The organism is Rhodococcus wratislaviensis (assembly GCF_041228765.1).
Taxonomy (GTDB): Bacteria; Actinomycetota; Actinomycetes; order Mycobacteriales; family Mycobacteriaceae; genus Rhodococcus_F; species Rhodococcus_F wratislaviensis.
Map to the genome: position 1 here is coordinate 3,985,001 of NZ_CP150488.1, position 16,346 is coordinate 4,001,346.

General features: G+C 66.7%; 14 protein-coding genes and 2 rRNA genes (1 of these 16 cut by a window edge). All 16 read left to right on the top strand.

The annotated features are described in order from the left end of the window. Positions 1 to 1,763: ribosomal RNA gene (locus WKC72_RS18355) — 23S ribosomal RNA — on the top strand (it extends 1,372 nt beyond the left edge of the window). A 131-nt stretch (positions 1,764 to 1,894) separates the two neighbouring features. Continuing rightward, positions 1,895 to 2,011: ribosomal RNA gene (gene rrf, locus WKC72_RS18360) — 5S ribosomal RNA — on the top strand. Positions 2,012 to 2,071: 60 nt separating this feature from the next. Beyond that, positions 2,072 to 3,088, top strand: a complete 1,017-nt coding sequence (locus WKC72_RS18365; RefSeq protein ID WP_370183821.1) for a tetratricopeptide repeat protein — start codon at positions 2,072 to 2,074, stop codon at positions 3,086 to 3,088. After that, a complete protein-coding gene (locus tag WKC72_RS18370; RefSeq protein WP_112298641.1) occupies positions 3,085 to 4,080 on the top strand; it encodes an HAD-IIA family hydrolase in 996 nt (331 codons plus the stop codon). Before WKC72_RS18365 ends, WKC72_RS18370 begins: the two co-directional genes overlap by 4 nt. Before the next feature lie 77 nt (positions 4,081 to 4,157). After that, positions 4,158 to 4,385, top strand: a complete 228-nt coding sequence (locus tag WKC72_RS18375) for a hypothetical protein (protein WP_050785034.1) — start codon at positions 4,158 to 4,160, stop codon at positions 4,383 to 4,385. Position 4,386: 1 nt separating this feature from the next. Continuing rightward, entirely contained in the window at positions 4,387 to 5,217 is an 831-nt protein-coding gene (locus WKC72_RS18380) for a TlyA family RNA methyltransferase (protein ID WP_037229346.1), read from the top strand. After that, complete coding sequence (locus WKC72_RS18385) at positions 5,214 to 6,176, top strand: NAD kinase (RefSeq protein WP_037229348.1); 963 nt, start codon at positions 5,214 to 5,216, stop codon at positions 6,174 to 6,176. The genes WKC72_RS18380 and WKC72_RS18385 overlap by 4 nt, the downstream gene beginning before the upstream one ends. A gap of 2 nt (positions 6,177 to 6,178) precedes the next feature. Next, entirely contained in the window at positions 6,179 to 7,951 is a 1,773-nt protein-coding gene (gene recN / locus WKC72_RS18390; RefSeq protein ID WP_112298639.1) for a DNA repair protein RecN, read from the top strand. A gap of 111 nt (positions 7,952 to 8,062) precedes the next feature. Then, positions 8,063 to 9,247 carry a putative cytokinetic ring protein SteA gene (gene steA / locus WKC72_RS18395; protein WP_268790150.1) on the top strand — a complete coding sequence of 395 codons (1,185 nt, stop codon included), beginning with the start codon at positions 8,063 to 8,065 and terminating at the stop codon, positions 9,245 to 9,247. Then, positions 9,244 to 10,194: a copper transporter gene (locus WKC72_RS18400; protein WP_037229355.1), complete on the top strand. Its 951-nt coding sequence runs from the start codon at positions 9,244 to 9,246 to the stop codon at positions 10,192 to 10,194. Before steA ends, WKC72_RS18400 begins: the two co-directional genes overlap by 4 nt. 141 nt (positions 10,195 to 10,335) lie before the next feature. Further along, positions 10,336 to 12,111, top strand: a complete 1,776-nt coding sequence (locus WKC72_RS18405) for a CTP synthase (protein WP_052032982.1) — start codon at positions 10,336 to 10,338, stop codon at positions 12,109 to 12,111. 13 nt (positions 12,112 to 12,124) lie between these two features. Then, the gene (locus WKC72_RS18410; protein ID WP_112298637.1) at positions 12,125 to 12,793 is read left to right on the top strand and encodes an NUDIX hydrolase; all 669 of its coding nucleotides are present in this window, start codon (positions 12,125 to 12,127) and stop codon (positions 12,791 to 12,793) included. A gap of 1 nt (position 12,794) precedes the next feature. Continuing rightward, positions 12,795 to 13,721 carry a site-specific tyrosine recombinase XerD gene (gene xerD, locus WKC72_RS18415; RefSeq protein WP_112298636.1) on the top strand — a complete coding sequence of 309 codons (927 nt, stop codon included), beginning with the start codon at positions 12,795 to 12,797 and terminating at the stop codon, positions 13,719 to 13,721. A gap of 58 nt (positions 13,722 to 13,779) precedes the next feature. Then, positions 13,780 to 14,784, top strand: coding sequence for a ParA family protein (locus WKC72_RS18420; protein ID WP_037229366.1), 1,005 nt, complete (start codon positions 13,780 to 13,782; stop codon positions 14,782 to 14,784). Then, entirely contained in the window at positions 14,785 to 15,657 is an 873-nt protein-coding gene (locus tag WKC72_RS18425) for a ScpA family protein (protein ID WP_268790151.1), read from the top strand. Further along, a complete protein-coding gene (gene scpB / locus WKC72_RS18430; protein WP_268790152.1) occupies positions 15,654 to 16,346 on the top strand; it encodes an SMC-Scp complex subunit ScpB in 693 nt (230 codons plus the stop codon). The genes WKC72_RS18425 and scpB overlap by 4 nt, the downstream gene beginning before the upstream one ends.

The window sequence follows — 16,346 nt, forward strand, 5'->3', positions numbered from 1 at the left end:
GGCCACACGAGTGAGAATGCAGGCATGAGTAGCGAAAGACGAGTGAGAAACTCGTCCGCCGAATGACCAAGGGTTCCTGGGCCAGGTTAATCCGCCCAGGGTGAGTCGGGACCTAAGACGAGGCCGACAGGCGTAGCCGATGGACAACGGGTTGATATTCCCGTACCCGTGTGAACGCGCCCCTGGTGAATCAGTGATACTAACCATCCTGAAGCGTCCTTACGCCCCTTCGGGGGCCCTGGATGTGGATGCATGGGACCTGATCTGGTAGTAGCCAAGCGATGGGGTGACGCAGGAAGGTAGCTGAGCCAGTCAGTGGTAATACTGGTGTAAGCCTGTAGGGCGAATGGTAGGCAAATCCGCCATTCATTAAGCCTGAGAGGTGACGCATAGCCGAATGAGGCGAATTCAGTGATCCTATGCTGCCGAGAAAAGCCTCTAGCGAGCTTTCACACGGCCCGTACCCCAAACCGACACAGGTGGTCAGGTAGAGAATACTAAGGCGATCGAGATAACTATGGTTAAGGAACTCGGCAAAATGCCCCCGTAACTTCGGGAGAAGGGGGGCCTCGTCCGGTGATCACTCTTGCAGTGTGAGCTGGGTGGGGCCGCAGAGACCAGTGAGAAGCGACTGTTTACTAAAAACACAGGTCCGTGCGAAGTCGTAAGACGATGTATACGGACTGACGCCTGCCCGGTGCTGGAAGGTTAAGAGGACCGGTTAGCCACTTCGGTGGCGAAGCTGAGAATTTAAGCCCCAGTAAACGGCGGTGGTAACTATAACCATCCTAAGGTAGCGAAATTCCTTGTCGGGTAAGTTCCGACCTGCACGAATGGCGTAACGACTTCTCAGCTGTCTCAACCATAGACTCGGCGAAATTGCATTACGAGTAAAGATGCTCGTTACGCGCGGCAGGACGAAAAGACCCCGGGACCTTCACTACAGCTTGGTATTGGTGTTCGGTTCGGTTTGTGTAGGATAGGTGGGAGACTGTGAAGCGCTCACGCCAGTGAGTGTGGAGTCGTTGTTGAAATACCACTCTGATCGTATTGGACCTCTAACCTCGGACCATGATCTGGTTCAGGGACAGTGCCTGGTGGGTAGTTTAACTGGGGCGGTTGCCTCCCAAAATGTAACGGAGGCGCCCAAAGGTTCCCTCAGCCTGGTTGGCAATCAGGTGTCGAGTGCAAGTGCACAAGGGAGCTTGACTGTGAGACTGACAGGTCGAGCAGGGACGAAAGTCGGGACTAGTGATCCGGCACCGGCAAGTGGAAGCGGTGTCGCTCAACGGATAAAAGGTACCCCGGGGATAACAGGCTGATCTTCCCCAAGAGTCCATATCGACGGGATGGTTTGGCACCTCGATGTCGGCTCGTCGCATCCTGGGGCTGGAGTAGGTCCCAAGGGTTGGGCTGTTCGCCCATTAAAGCGGCACGCGAGCTGGGTTTAGAACGTCGTGAGACAGTTCGGTCTCTATCCGCCGCGCGCGTTAGAAACTTGAGGAAGGCTGTCCCTAGTACGAGAGGACCGGGACGGACGAACCTCTGGTGTGCCAGTTGTTCCACCAGGAGCACCGCTGGTTAGCTACGTTCGGAAGGGATAACCGCTGAAAGCATCTAAGCGGGAAGCCTGTTCCAAGATGAGGTTTCTCACCCCCTCGAGGGGGTAAGGCCCCCGGCAGACCACCGGGTTGATAGGCCAGAACTGGAAGTCCGGTAACGGATGCAGGTGACTGGTACTAATAGGCCGAGGACTTACCACAAAGAAGCTACGCGTCCACTGTGCAGTATCTGAAACAACACACACGTTTCAGAACAGAAGAAGAAGAACACCACCAACAACACCGGTTGTTGTGTGTCTTCGCTGATGTTCCGTGTGACAGTTTCATAGAGTTACGGCGGCCATAGCGGAGGGGAAACGCCCGGTCCCATTCCGAACCCGGAAGCTAAGCCCTCCAGCGCCGATGGTACTGCACCCGACAGGGTGTGGGAGAGTAGGACACCGCCGAACATCCGTTACCGAAAGGGGACCCAAGATACTGGGTCCCCTTTCGTGGTTTGTGTGAAAGGAATGACTGTGTCGGAGAGTGACGACGGACGTCGGTCCTTCCGCGGAGGCGGTGCCTCCAACAACAATCGAGGCGGTGCCTCCAACAACAATCGAGGCGGTGCCTCCAACAACAATCGAGGCGGTGCCTCCAACAACAATCGAGGCGGTGCGTCCAGCAGCGACCGTGGCGGCGCCGGTGGTTCGGGTCGTGGTGGCTCGACCGGTGGTCCCCGTCGCGATTCGCGCGACAATCGTGGCGGTGCCGGTGGCGATCGTCGCGGTGGCGGACCCCGTCGTGGCGGCGAGGGCGGCTTCGCGCCTCGCGGACGTGAAGGCGACCGTCCGCAGCGGCAGCAGGCCCGTCCGGACGAACCGGATCTGCCCGAGAACGTCGAGGCCGGCGAGCTCGATCCCGCTGTACGCCGCGACCTGCTGAGCCTGGACAAGACAAACGCGAACACGGTTGCGCGTCACCTGGTGATGGCCGGCAAGCTCGTCGACGACGATCCGCGTCTTGCGCTCGCGCATGCCCGCGCCGCGCGCCAGCGTGCGGGCCGTATCGCCATCGTGCGTGAGGCCGCGGGTATCACCGCATATCACGCCGGCGAATGGGCGGAGGCGTTGTCGGAGTTGCGCGCTGCTCGTCGCATGGCCGGCGGTCCTGGACTGCTCGCGGTGATGGCGGACTGCGAACGTGGACTGGGCCGCCCGGAGCGTGCGATCGAACTCGGGCGGAGTGAGGAAGCTGCAGCGCTGTCCGGTGACGAGGCCGCCGAGCTGCGCATGGTGGTCGCCGGAGCGCGCATGGACCTCGGTCAGTTCGACCAGGCCGTGGTCACGCTGCAGACCCCTGATCTCGACGCCTCGCGGACCGGTCCGGGTGCCGCTCGCCTGTTCTACGCGTACGCGGATGCCTTGGTGGCGGCCGGTCGCATCGAGGACGGACTCAAGTGGTTCCTCAATTCCGCTGCGGCGGATCTCGAGGGTGACACCGACGCGGAGGAGCGTGTGGCCGAGCTGACCGGAGACGATCAGTGACGGTTCTGCGCGACGGTTACGACGCCCTGCTGCTCGACCTCGACGGCACCCTGTACCAGGGGCCGCAGGAAATCCCCGGTGCGCGAGAGGCTTTGGCGGCCGGGGAGCAGTCCTGCTACTACGTGACCAACAACGCCAGTCGCAGCCCGGGGGAGGTCGCGGAACACCTGACCGAACTCGGATTCGACGCCGACGAGTCGACGGTGGTGACGAGTTCGCAGTCCGCGGCCAGGCTTCTCGCGGAGAACGTTGCCCCCGATTCGCCGGTCCTGATCGTGGGCACCGAAGCGCTCGCCGACGAAGTCCGGAACGTCGGACTGCGGCCGGTGCGGTCGTTCGAGGACGCGCCGGCGGCTGTCGTTCAGGGTCATTCGCCGACGACGGATTGGGCGATACTCGCCGAGGCGACCCTCGCGATCCGGGCCGGCGCGGTCTGGGTGGCGGCGAACCTGGACTCGACCCTCCCCACCGAACGCGGACTCGTCCTCGGTAACGGGTCGATGGTCGCAGCGCTGCGCACGGCGACGTCCCGGGAACCGCTCGTGGCGGGTAAACCGGCCGCGCCGCTGATGGAGGATGCGATGCGCCGCAGCAAGTGTGTGCGCCCGCTCGTCGTGGGCGACAGGCTGGACACCGACATCGAAGGTGCCAATAATGTCGGTCTCGACTCGCTGCTGGTACTCACCGGCGTGAGCACCGCGGTGGACGTGCTGCGCGCCGCGCCGGAGCAACGGCCCACCTATCTGGCGTCCGAACTGGACGCCCTCAACCGCCCTGCCGAGGAATCCCTCATCGGTGAGGACAGCCGGTGGTCCGTCGAGTTCGACGGCACCGATCTGGTGATCGAACCGACCACCGATTCCGCCGCGCCGGTGGATTCGGCTGCGCTGCTACGGGCCGTGGCCGTCGGCGCCTGGAAGTTCCCCGACTTCGCGCGGATCACGTCGAAGACGCCCGCGGTGAGCGCGGTCGTCTCAGGCTGGGGTGCCTGAAACCCGGCAGACCCGCGTTGTTCGTCACGCGATTCGCTGTATGCGTATCGGAACGCGATGGACTAGCGTTGTGCCCGATGAGCACGCCAATACCGCGCCCGGGAGCCCATCTACCTGGGCCTCCTCAGAGTGTCGACCCCGAGAAGATCCACACGGAGGTCGACGGATTGTTGTCGCGGCTCGGAGCCGTCGAACCGGATCCTGACGACGAGCACGGCGCCGGGGTCATCCCACGCAAAGCCCATCTTCTCGAGAAGGCGCACGACGTGCTGGTGGAGGCGCTGGCCACCGTGGACAAGATCTGACGTGGCCCGTCGAGCACGGGTGGATGCCGAACTCGTTCGGCGGGGACTGGCCCGGTCCCGCGAACACGCGCAAGAACTCATCGCCTCCGGCCGCGTACTGATCTCGGGTGCGGCAGCGACCAAACCGGCCACCGCGATCGAAGCGGGAACTCCGCTGCGGGTGGTCGAGGTCGACAACGAAGTGTCCTGGGCATCGCGTGGTGCGCACAAACTCCTCGGTGCGCTGGAGGCCTTCGGGCCCCGTGGGCTCCAGGTCGAGACCAAGCGCTGCCTCGATGCCGGCGCGTCCACCGGCGGCTTCACCGACGTGCTGCTTCACCACGGCGCGCGGGAGGTCGTGGCGGTGGACGTCGGCTACGGCCAGCTGGTGTGGCGGCTGCAGTCCGACGACCGCGTCCACGTCGTCGACCGGACCAACGTGCGATCGATCGACGCCGAGCAGATCGGCGGCCCGGTCGATCTGGTGGTCGCGGACCTCTCGTTCATCTCGCTGAAGCTCGTCCTCCCGGCGTTCGTGGCCTGCGTGGCCGACGGCGCGGATCTGATTCCGATGGTGAAGCCGCAGTTCGAGGTCGGAAAGGACCACGTGGGTTCCGGTGGAGTGGTGCGTGACCCTGAGCTGCGTGTCGCCGCGGTACTGGATGTCGCGAAGACGGCGGAATCGCTGGGACTGCGTACCGTCGGTGCAGTGGCCAGTCCGCTGCCGGGACCGTCGGGGAACGTCGAATACTTCCTGTGGCTCCGCGCGGATGTCACACCCGGGACGGATGATGTACCGGTCGAGTCGGTAGAAGAATTGATCCGCACCGCGGTGCAGGAGGGACCACAGTGAGCGGGGGAAGCAGCGGCACCCAGCAAGGCGAGCGGGAGATCCTGCTCGTGGCGCACCCGGGCCGCGCCGAGATCACGGAGACCGCGCGACGCGTCGGCAAGATCTTCGAGCGTGCCGGGATCGGGCTGCGCGTCCTCGTCGACGAGGTCGACAGCACCCGCATCGAACCGATGGACGGCATGGCAGCCGACGAATTCCTGGTTCCCGGGCTGGAAGTCACCATTGTTCAGGCAGGTCCCGACGCCGCCCTCGGTTGCGAGATGGTGCTCGTCCTCGGCGGGGACGGAACGTTCCTCCGGGCAGCGGAACTCGCCCAGGCCGCGTCCATCCCGGTTCTGGGAATCAACCTGGGCCGGATCGGGTTCCTCGCGGAAACCGAGGCCGAGCACCTCGACGAGGCGCTCGCCCAGGTAGTGCGTCGTGAGTACCGCATCGAACACCGCATGACACTGGACGTGCTGGTCCGGGTGGACGACGAAATCATCGAACGCGGCTGGGCGCTGAACGAGGCGAGCATCGAGAACCGGTCCCGGCTCGGTGTCCTCGAAGTGGTGCTCGAAGTGGACGGCCGCCCCGTGTCGGCCTTCGGTTGCGACGGTGTCCTCATCTCCACCCCGACCGGGTCGACCGCGTACGCGTTCTCGGCCGGTGGCCCCGTGGTGTGGCCCGAACTCGAGGCCCTGCTGGTGGTCCCGAGCAACGCGCACGCCTTGTTCGCGCGCCCCCTCGTGACGAGCCCGAATTCGCTGATCGCGGTCGAGACGGTGGCAGGCAGCCACGACGGCCTGGTGTTCTGCGACGGTCGCCGGACCCTCGAGCTGCCCGCGGGCGCCCGCGTCGAAGTGGTGCGTGGCAAGGAACCCGTTCGTTGGATACGACTGGATTCGGCGCCGTTCGCGGACCGGATGGTGCGAAAGTTCGAGCTGCCCGTCACCGGGTGGCGAGGAAGGAAGCCCTAGACGTGCTGGCAGAGATCAGGATCGACAACCTCGGTGTGATCTCCGAGGCGTCGGCGCAATTCCACGAAGGCTTGACGGTGCTCACCGGTGAAACCGGCGCGGGCAAGACGATGGTGGTGACGAGCCTGCACCTGCTCAGCGGTGCACGAGCGGACGCGGGCCGGGTGCGTCTCGGCGCGCCCCGTGCCGTGGTCGAGGGCCGGTTCATGACGGATGAGGGCTCGGAGCACGTCGAACGTGCCGTGTCCCGGCTGCTCGAGTCGACCGGCGCCGAGCGGGACGAGGACGGCACCATCATCGCGGTGCGGACCGTCGGCAGCGACGGACGGTCCCGCGCCCACCTGGGCGGGCGCAGCGTTCCGGCGGGCGTGCTGTCCGAGTTCACCGATCCGCTGCTCACCGTGCACGGGCAGAACGATCAGCTGCGGCTGCTCCGCCCGGACCAGCAGTGCGCCGCGCTGGACAGGTTCGCGGACAAGACGGTCGGCCCGCTGCTGGCGCGGTACCGCAAGCACCGCGACGAATGGGTGACCGCACGATCCGAGCTGATCGAACGCACCGGGCGCACCCGGGAACTCGCGCAGGAAGCCGACCAGCTGACGTTCGCCCTCAACGAGATCGACGGCATCGCCCCCACCCCGGGCGAGGACGAGTCGATCGTGTCGGAGGTGCGCAGACTCAGTGAACTCGACTCGCTGCGCTCGGCTGCCGAGGAAGCGCACGCCGCGCTCGCCGGCGGCGACGACATGGACGGCGACGGCGTGGGCGCACCCGCGCTGGATCTGCTGTCCGAGGCGCGGGCCCGGATCGAATCGGCCACCGACCCCGAACTCGACGGGCTCGGACCGCGTCTCGCCGACGCGATCGCAGTGGTCACCGACGTCTCCGCCGACCTGACCACGTATCTCGCCGGGCTTCCGGCGGACCCGGGGGCACTGGACTCCTTGCTGTCGCGGCAGGCGGAACTGAAGAACCTCACCCGCAAGTACGCCGCCGACGTCGACGGCGTACTGGAATGGGCAGACAACGCCCGTGCGAGGCTCGAGAAGATCGATGTGTCCTCCGATGCGTTGGCGGCATTGACGAAGCAGGTCGAGGAGTCTGCGGCGTCCACCGCGGAGGCCGCGTCGAAGCTGACCGCGGCCCGCGTCAAGGCGGCGGCCAAGCTCGCCAAGGCCGTCAGTTCGGAACTCGCAGGTCTGGCGATGGGCCGGGCCGCCCTCGAGGTGTCGGTCCGCCCCCGGATCGCCGGACCCCAGGACACGGCACCGCTCACCGTCGACGGTACGGAACTGCACGCGGGATCGTCCGGTGTCGACGAAGTGGAATTCCGGCTGTCGGCGCACAGCGGCGCACAGTCGCTGCCCATCAGCAAGAGCGCGTCCGGCGGTGAACTCTCGCGGGTGATGCTGGCCCTCGAGGTGGTGCTCGCCGGGTCCGATTCGGGCGCGACGATGGTGTTCGACGAGGTCGACGCCGGTGTCGGCGGTCGGGCCGCGGTCGAGATCGGCCGGCGACTGGCCCGGCTCGCCCGGACGCACCAGGTCATCGTCGTGACACACCTGCCGCAGGTCGCGGCGTTCGCAGACACTCACCTGGTGGTCGACAAGGTCGACGACGCGGATGGCGTCGTCAGCAGTGGTGTGCACACACTCACCGACGACGAGCGGGTGGTGGAACTGGCCCGCATGCTCGCCGGACTCGACGACACGGAGACCGGTCGCGCCCACGCGGAGGAGTTGTTGGCCACGGCCAACGCCGAGCGTTCCGCCTGAACCCCGCCCGGCGGACCGTCGGCCGCACCCGTGGTAATGGTGTGACTGATGTGGTAAACGCTTCGGCGCGCCTCCACAGGTCGGTCCTGCTTCCGGTCCATCATCGAACTCATGAAGATGCCGGCACTGCTGTCACGTAACACCGAAACTTTGCCTGGGGTCAGCGGCATCGCCAGGGTGGATCGCAATACGGCCAAGTTGCTGCGACGCGTCGGACCCGGTGACATCGTCGTTCTCGACGAGCTCGACCTCGATCGCGGGACCGCGGACGCCCTGGTGAAGGCCGGCGTTCTCGCAGTGATCAACGCGTCGCCCTCGATCTCGGGGCGCTATCCCAACCTCGGTCCGGAGGTGATCGTCGCCAACGGGATCCTCCTGGTGGATTCGGCCGGCGCCGACATCTTCAAGAGCATCAAGGACGGCAGCAAGGTCCGGGTGAACGGGGGCGGTGTCTACTCCGGGGAACGGCGCATCGCCAAGGGCGACGAACAGACCGAGGCGGAGATCTCCGACCGGATGATCGAGGCGAAAACCGGTCTGGTCGACCACCTCGAGGCGTTCTCCGGCAACACCATCGAGTTCATCCGCACCGAGAGTCCGCTGTTGATCGACGGTGTCGGAGTCCCCGACGTCGACGTCGACATGAAGGAACGGCACGTCGTGATCGTGTCCGACGGCCCGGACCACGCATCCGACCTGAAGAACCTCAAGCCGTTCATCAAGGAGTACTCGCCGATCCTCATCGGCGTCGGTGCAGGCGCCGACGTCCTCAAGTCGGCGGGCTATCGCCCGGATCTCATCGTCGGTGACCCCGAGGACATCACGAGCGCCACGTTGAAGTCGGGCGCCGAGGTGGTTCTCCCCGCCGACCAGGACGGTCACGCCCCCGGTCTGTCACGGATCCAGGACCTCGGCATCGGAGCGATGACGTTCCCGGCGTCCGGGTCCCCGTCCGACCTGGCGCTGCTGCTGGCCGATCACCACGGCGCGTCGCTGATCGTCACGGTCGGGAGCACCGTCTCCCTCGACGAGTTCTTCGACCGCGGCCGCCGCGACAGCAACCCGTCGGCATTCATGACCCGCCTGAAGGTCGGGCCGAAACTGGTGGACGCGAAGGCCGTGGCGACCCTGTACCGGAGCCGGGTGTCGGGCGGTGCGATCGCGTTGCTCGTGCTGGCCGCACTGGTCGCGGTGATCGTGGCCCTGGTGGTGTCGAACATCGGTGGTGAGGCACTGGACTGGGCCGTCGCGACGTGGAACAGCTTTGCGTTGTGGGTTCAGGGGTTCTTCAAGTGATTTCTCTGCGTCAACATGCCATTTCCATAGCGGCGATCTTTTTGGCTCTGGCAATCGGCGTGGTGATGGGTTCCGGCCTGTTGTCGAGCGGTCTCGTCTCGGGGCTGCGCGACGACAAGGCCGACCTGCAGACCGATATGGAGAAGGCGACCGAACGCAACAACCAGCTGACCGAGCAGTTGAACTCGGCGGACGGCTTCGATTCCGCGGTCGGCGGCCGCGTGGTGGCCGACTCTCTCGCGCAACGCACCGTGATGGTCGTGACGACCCCGGATGCCGACCCCGCCGACCTGGACGGGGTCAACCGCATGATCGCGCAGGCCGGCGGGTCGGTGACCGGGCGGGTGTCGCTGACCGACTCGTTCGTGGACGCCACCGGCGGTGACCGGTTGCGGACGGTCGTCAACAACGTGATCCCCGCTGGTGTCACGTTGAAGACCGGGGCCGTCGACCAGGGCAGCCTCGCAGGCGACCTGCTCGGCTCGGTCCTCATGCTCGGCAAGGAGACGGGTCAGCCGCAGAGTTCCGCGCAGGAGATGGCGCTCGCCCTCGAGACCCTCCGCGGGGCGGGATTCGTCAGCTACGACGACGGCGCGGTCCAACCGGCACAGGTCGCGGTGGTGCTGACCGGCGACCGCGACGTGGAGGACGGCGTCAGCGGCAACCGCGGTGCGGTGGTGGCCCGGTTCGCGGGCGCGCTGGACTCGCGAGGGGCCGGGGCGGTTCTCGCCGGGCGTCCGGCCTCGGCGCAGGGCAACGGTGCGGTCGCCGTGGCGCGGGCCGACGCGGCTCTCTCCGCGGCGCTCACCACTATCGACAACATCGACCGGGAAGCGGGCAAGATCACCGTTCCGCTCGCGCTGCAGGAGCAACTGAACGGCGGTGCCGGCCGGTACGGCACGGGGCCCGGCACCACCGGTGTCACCGTGGGGGCCACACCGGCGTAGCGCGCATCACATCGGGGCGGGCAATCGCGGCGCGTTGTTTCCGGGACGTACGACAAGGTGTTACCGTGAAGTCCCGTGGGTCGGCAGGCCCCAGCATTGCTCGAACAGACCAAGCCCTGCACAGTCGTCACGGGAGCCCCTTTGCCACAGTCACGCACTCATTCGCGTACCGCTACCAAGCACATCTTCGTGAGCGGCGGCGTCGCCTCCTCACTCGGCAAGGGCCTCACAGCCTCGAGCCTCGGGCAATTGCTGACCGCGCGGGGGATGCGCGTGACCATGCAGAAACTGGATCCGTATCTCAACGTCGATCCGGGCACGATGAACCCCTTCCAGCACGGTGAGGTCTTCGTCACCGAGGACGGCGCCGAGACCGACCTCGACGTCGGCCACTACGAGCGCTTCCTCGACCGCGACCTGTCCGGTCAGGCGAATGTGACCACCGGCCAGGTGTATTCGACGGTCATCGCCAAGGAGCGGCGCGGCGAATACCTCGGCGACACCGTCCAGGTCATCCCGCACATCACGGACGAGATCAAGAGCCGGATCCTGGCCATGAGCGGACCGGACCTCCAGGGCCATCAGCCCGACGTCGTCATCACGGAGATCGGTGGCACCGTCGGTGACATCGAGTCGCAGCCGTTCCTCGAGGCCGCCCGTCAGGTGCGCCACGACGTCGGGCGGGACAACGTCTTCTTCCTCCACGTCTCCCTGGTGCCGTACCTGGCGCCGTCGGGTGAGCTCAAGACGAAGCCCACCCAGCACTCGGTCGCGGCACTGCGGAACATCGGTATCCAGCCCGACGCGCTGATCCTGCGCTGCGACCGCGAGGTTCCCCCGGCGCTGAAGAACAAGATCGCACTCATGTGCGACGTCGACGTCGACGGCTGCATCTCGACCCCCGACGCACCCTCGATCTACGACATCCCGAAGGTGCTGCACAGCGAGGGCCTCGACGCGTACGTCGTGCGTCAGCTGGGTCTGCCGTTCCGCGACGTGGACTGGACCGTGTGGGGCAACCTGCTCGAGCGCGTCCACCAGCCGCGCGAGACCGTGCGGATCGCCCTGGTCGGAAAATACGTCGACCTGCCGGACGCCTACCTGTCCGTCACCGAGGCACTGCGTGCAGGCGGGTTCGCGAACCGCTCGAAGGTGGAAATCTCCTGGGTGCCGTCCGACGCGTGTGAGACGGAGGCGGGCGCGCAGGCCGCCCTCGGCGACGTCGACGGCGTGCTGATTCCCGGTGGCTTCGGAATCCGCGGTATCGAGGGCAAGCTCGGCGCGATCCGCTACGCCCGTCACCGGAAGATCCCGCTGCTCGGCCTGTGCCTCGGCCTGCAGTGCGTCGTGATCGAAGCCGCGCGCAGCGTGGGTCTCGACGACGCCAACTCCGCCGAGTTCGAGCCCGAGACCACGCACCCCGTGATCTCCACGATGGCGGATCAGGAAGACGTCATCGCCGGCGAGGCGGACCTCGGCGGCACGATGCGCCTCGGTGCGTACCCCGCCGTCCTGACGAAGGGGTCCGTCGTCGCCCGGGCGTACGGCAGCGAAGAGGTGTCGGAGCGTCACCGTCACCGCTACGAGGTCAACAACGCGTACCGCGACCGGATCGCGAAGAGCGGACTCCGATTCAGCGGAACCTCGCCCGACGGTCACCTCGTCGAGTTCGTCGAATACCCGGCCGACCAGCACCCGTTCTTCGTCGCGACGCAGGCGCACCCCGAGCTGAAGAGCCGTCCGACGCGTCCGCACCCGCTGTTCGCGGCGTTCGTCGACGCGGCGCTGAAGCACAAGCTCGAAGAGCGGCTTCCCGTCGACGTGCACGGTGAGGAGCGGGCCGCCGTCGCCGCCGATGACGAGCTCGCCGACTCCGCCGACCGCGACGAGGTCGCGTCCGTCGACAGCGCGGGATAGGGCGAGACCGACCATGACCGACACCGGCCGGCACGAATTCGAGACTCTCGACTCGCGCGCCGTGTACAGCGGCGCGATCCTCGCCCTGCGGGTGGATCACGTCGCGATGCCGGACGGCCGGACCGCCGAACGTGAGGTCGTCGAGCACCACGGCGCCGTCGCCGTCGTGGTTCTCGACGACGAGGACCGGATCGTCCTGATCCACCAGTACCGGCACCCGGTGGGGCGCCGGTTGTGGGAGATCCCGGCCGGCCTGCTGGACGAGCCGGGGGAGGACCCCGTCGACGCCGCCGGCCGCGAACTGGCGGAGGAGACGGGGCTCGGGGCCCGTCGCTGGTCCGTTCTGGTGGACGTCGTTCTCTCGCCAGGGTTCACGGACGAGTCGGTGCGCGTGTTCCTCGCCGAGGACCTGTACGAGGTGGACCGGCCGGACCCGGAGGACGAGGAAGCCGACCTCGAGATCGAGCGGATTCCGCTCGACGACGTGGTGTCGATGGTGCTGAACGGGACCATCGTCAACGCCACGGCCGTGGCCGGGGTGATGGCCCTCGCCGCTGCCCGGTCCCGGCCGGGCGGTCTCGGCGAACTCCGCGACGTGACCGCGCCCTGGGTCGATCGCCCCGCCAGGTTCAGTGAGAGGAAACGCTCGCGCGCCGCCGGGGACGAGGCCGCGCGGGCATGACATGGTGATTGCGCGGCAGGTGGATTCGTACCTCGACCACCTGGCCGTCGAGCGCGGAGCTGCCCGCAACACTCTCGGTTCGTACCGCCGCGACCTCGAGCGGTACACGCAGTTCCTCGCCGAGCGGGAGGTCACCGACATCGGCCGGATCCGCGAACAAGACGTCAGCGACTTCGTGATCGCCCTACGAACCGGCGATCCGAAACGCGAACTGCCGCCGCTGGCCGCGAGCTCGGCGGCCCGCGCCCTGATCGCGGTGCGCGGATTCCACCGGTTCGCCGCGGCGGAGGGGATGACCGCCGTCGACGTCGCCCGGGACGTGCGGCCGCCGTCGCCGGCGAAACGGCTCCCCAAATCGCTTCCGGTCAACGAGGTGCTGGCACTGCTGGAGGCAGTCGGAGGCAGCGGACCCGCCGACGGACCGCGGGCGGTCCGCGACCGCGCGCTGCTGGAGTTGCTGTACTCGACGGGCGCCCGCATCTCCGAAGCCGTCGGCCTGGATGTCGACGATGTCGACACCGAGACCCGGTCGGTGCTGCTGCGGGGCAAGGGAGGCAAGCAGCGGGTGGTGCCGGTGGGCCGGCCCGCCGTCGAATCCCTCGACGCCTACCTGATCCGGGGCCGGCCGGCGCTGGCATCACGCGGAACACCCGCGCTGTTCCTCAATGTCCGCGGCGGACGGCTGTCCCGCCAGAGCGCGTGGACGGTGCTGCAGACCGCCGCGGACGCCGCGGGCATCTCTTCGGCGGTGTCACCGCACACGCTCCGCCACTCGTTCGCGACCCACCTGCTCGACGGGGGCGCCGACGTCCGCGTCGTCCAGGAGCTGCTGGGACATGCCTCGGTGACGACCACCCAGATATATACGCTGGTGACAGTGGGTGCGCTGCGCGAGGTGTGGGCCGGAGCGCATCCCCGGGCTAGGTGACGGAAAGCGTGTCGAGGGGAAAATTCACGGTACGAGGCGGTAGCGTTCGTATAACGATGTGGGATCGGCAGCGATCATCGAGAGAACAGGGGATCATCGGACCGTGGTGACACCGCAGCCGCCAGCGGCGGAGTCAGAGCACTCGCAACAGGAGGGCGACATGTTCGACGTGCGGCAGACCGAACCCGCAGCCTTGTTCGAGGACGCTGCCGTGGTCGTGGAGGAAGAGCTCGGCCCCACGGGACGGCCGACGCGTGAGGTGCCGGAACCCGCCCCGTTGCCCTCGCACGGCCCGGCCAAGATCATCGCGATGTGCAACCAGAAGGGTGGCGTCGGCAAGACGACGTCGACGATCAACCTGGGAGCGTCTCTGGCCGAATTCGGTCGGCGTGTCCTGCTCGTCGACCTCGATCCCCAGGGGGCGCTGTCCGCGGGCCTCGGCGTCGCGCATCACGACCTCGAACTGACCGTCCACAATTTGCTCGTCGAACCCCGCGTCGCGATCGACGACGTCCTGATGCGGACACGCGTCGAGGGCCTCGACCTTCTGCCGAGCAACATCGACCTGTCGGCGGCGGAGATCCAGCTCGTCACCGAGGTCGGGCGGGAACAGACGCTCGGACGGGTGCTGCACCCGGTGCTCGACCGGTACGACTACGTCCTGATCGACTGCCAGCCGTCCCTCGGACTGCTCACGGTCAACGCGCTGGCCTGCGCGGACTCGGTGATCATCCCGATGGAGTGCGAGTACTTCAGCCTGCGCGGCCTGGCGCTGCTCAACGATACGGTCGAGAAGGTCCACGACCGGCTCAACCCGCGGCTCGAACTCGCCGGCATCGTCGTCACGATGTTCGACGCACGGACCCTGCACGCGCGCGAGGTGATGGCCCGTGTGGTGGAGGTGTTCGGGGATCTCGTCTACGACACCGTGATCAACCGCACCGTGCGCTTCCCCGAGACCTCGGTCGCCGGGGAACCGATCACCACCTGGGCGCCGAAATCGACCGGCGCCGAAGCGTACCGTGCTCTGGCACGCGAGGTCATTCACCGGTCCGGCCGGTAAGTGGTGAATACGCAAGACATTCCGGCTCCACCGCAGACCGAGGACCCGCAGACCCCCGTATCGCACGCCGCGGAAACACAGACCGCGGTCAAGCCCGGCTTCCGGGTGACCCTGCGGAATTTCGAGGGACCGTTCGACCTGCTCCTGACCCTGATCAACCAGCGACAGCTGGACGTGACGGAAGTGGCGCTGCACCAGGTGACGGACGACTTCATCGCCTACACCCGCACCCTGGGCGCGGAGATGGGACTCGATCAGACCACCGAATTCCTGGTGGTCGCGGCGACGCTGCTCGACCTGAAGGCGGCGCGTCTGCTCCCGGCAGGACAGGTGGAAGACGCCGAGGACCTCGCGCTTCTCGAGGCGCGCGACCTGCTGTTCGCCCGGCTGCTGCAGTACCGCGCGTACAAGCAGGTGGCGCAACTGTTCGGTGAGCTCGAGGCGGCCGCGCTGCGCCGGTACCCGCGTTCGGCGGCACTGGAGGACCAGTTCACCCAGTTGCTTCCGGAAGTGTTGCTCGGTGTCGACCCGCAACGGTTCGCGGAGATCGCCGCGACCGTGTTCACTCCGCGCCCGAAGCCGACCGTGGGACTCGACCATCTGCACGACATGCACGCGGTGTCGGTGCCCGAACAGGCGGCGCGGATGCTGGAACTGCTCCGCGAACGAGGGGCCGGGGAATGGGCGACCTTCGGCGACCTGGTCTCGGAGTGCGAGGTGACGGTCGAAATCGTGGCAAGATTCCTCGCGCTGCTCGAGCTGTATCGCGAGCAGTCGGTGTTGTTCGAACAGCCCGAGCCGCTCGGGGAATTGTTGGTGAGCTGGACCGGGGAGGGCACAGACGCCCCGGTGACCGAGGAGGATTACGGATGAGTTCGGTCCCGTTCGACGAGTCGGACGACCAGGGCGCCGTCGACGCAGATCCCGAGCTGTCGGACACCGAACTCGAAGCCGTTCTCGAGTCGCTCCTGCTGATCGTCGACTCTCCCGCCGGAGCCGAACAGCTCGCCTCCGCGACCGGCGCTTCTGTGAATCGCATCACGGACGTGCTGAACCGCATGTCCGCCGAGCTCACCGCCCGCGGGAGCGGGATGGACCTCCGATATGCCGGTGACGGTTGGCGTCTCTACACACGCACCGCGTACGCGCCCTACGTGGAACGGCTCCTGCTCGACGGCGCACGATCCAAACTGACGAGGGCGGCTTTGGAAACTCTGGCCGTGGTGGCATACCGTCAACCGTTGACCCGCGCACGGATCAGTGCGGTGCGTGGCGTCAACGTGGACGGTGTGGTGCGCACACTTCTCGCTCGCGGATTGATCGCCGAAGCCGGCGTCGATCCCGATACCAACGCCACGCAGTATTCGACGACGGAGCTCTTCCTGGAACGGCTCGGCTTGGCGTCTCTCGCCGATCTTCCCGCCTTGGCTCCGCTGTTGCCGGATGTGGATCTGATAGATGACATCAGTGACAGTCTGGAATCTGACCCACGATTTGCGAGAATGAATAAAGCTACGGCTTCCACAGAAGAGTTGGACACCGGGCTGGACACCGAAGACTGA

Excerpts from the sequence above, each read along its gene's own strand:
- WKC72_RS18375 (WP_050785034.1), top strand. The coding sequence starts at position 4,158 with ATGAGCACGCCAATACCGCGCCCGGGAGCCCATCTACCTGGGCCTCCT.
- steA (WP_268790150.1), top strand. The coding sequence starts at position 8,063 with ATGAAGATGCCGGCACTGCTGTCACGTAACACCGAAACTTTGCCTGGG.
- WKC72_RS18410 (WP_112298637.1), top strand. The coding sequence starts at position 12,125 with ATGACCGACACCGGCCGGCACGAATTCGAGACTCTCGACTCGCGCGCC.
- scpB (WP_268790152.1), top strand. The coding sequence starts at position 15,654 with ATGAGTTCGGTCCCGTTCGACGAGTCGGACGACCAGGGCGCCGTCGAC.
- xerD (WP_112298636.1), top strand. The coding sequence starts at position 12,795 with ATGGTGATTGCGCGGCAGGTGGATTCGTACCTCGACCACCTGGCCGTC.
- WKC72_RS18365 (WP_370183821.1), top strand. The coding sequence starts at position 2,072 with ATGACTGTGTCGGAGAGTGACGACGGACGTCGGTCCTTCCGCGGAGGC.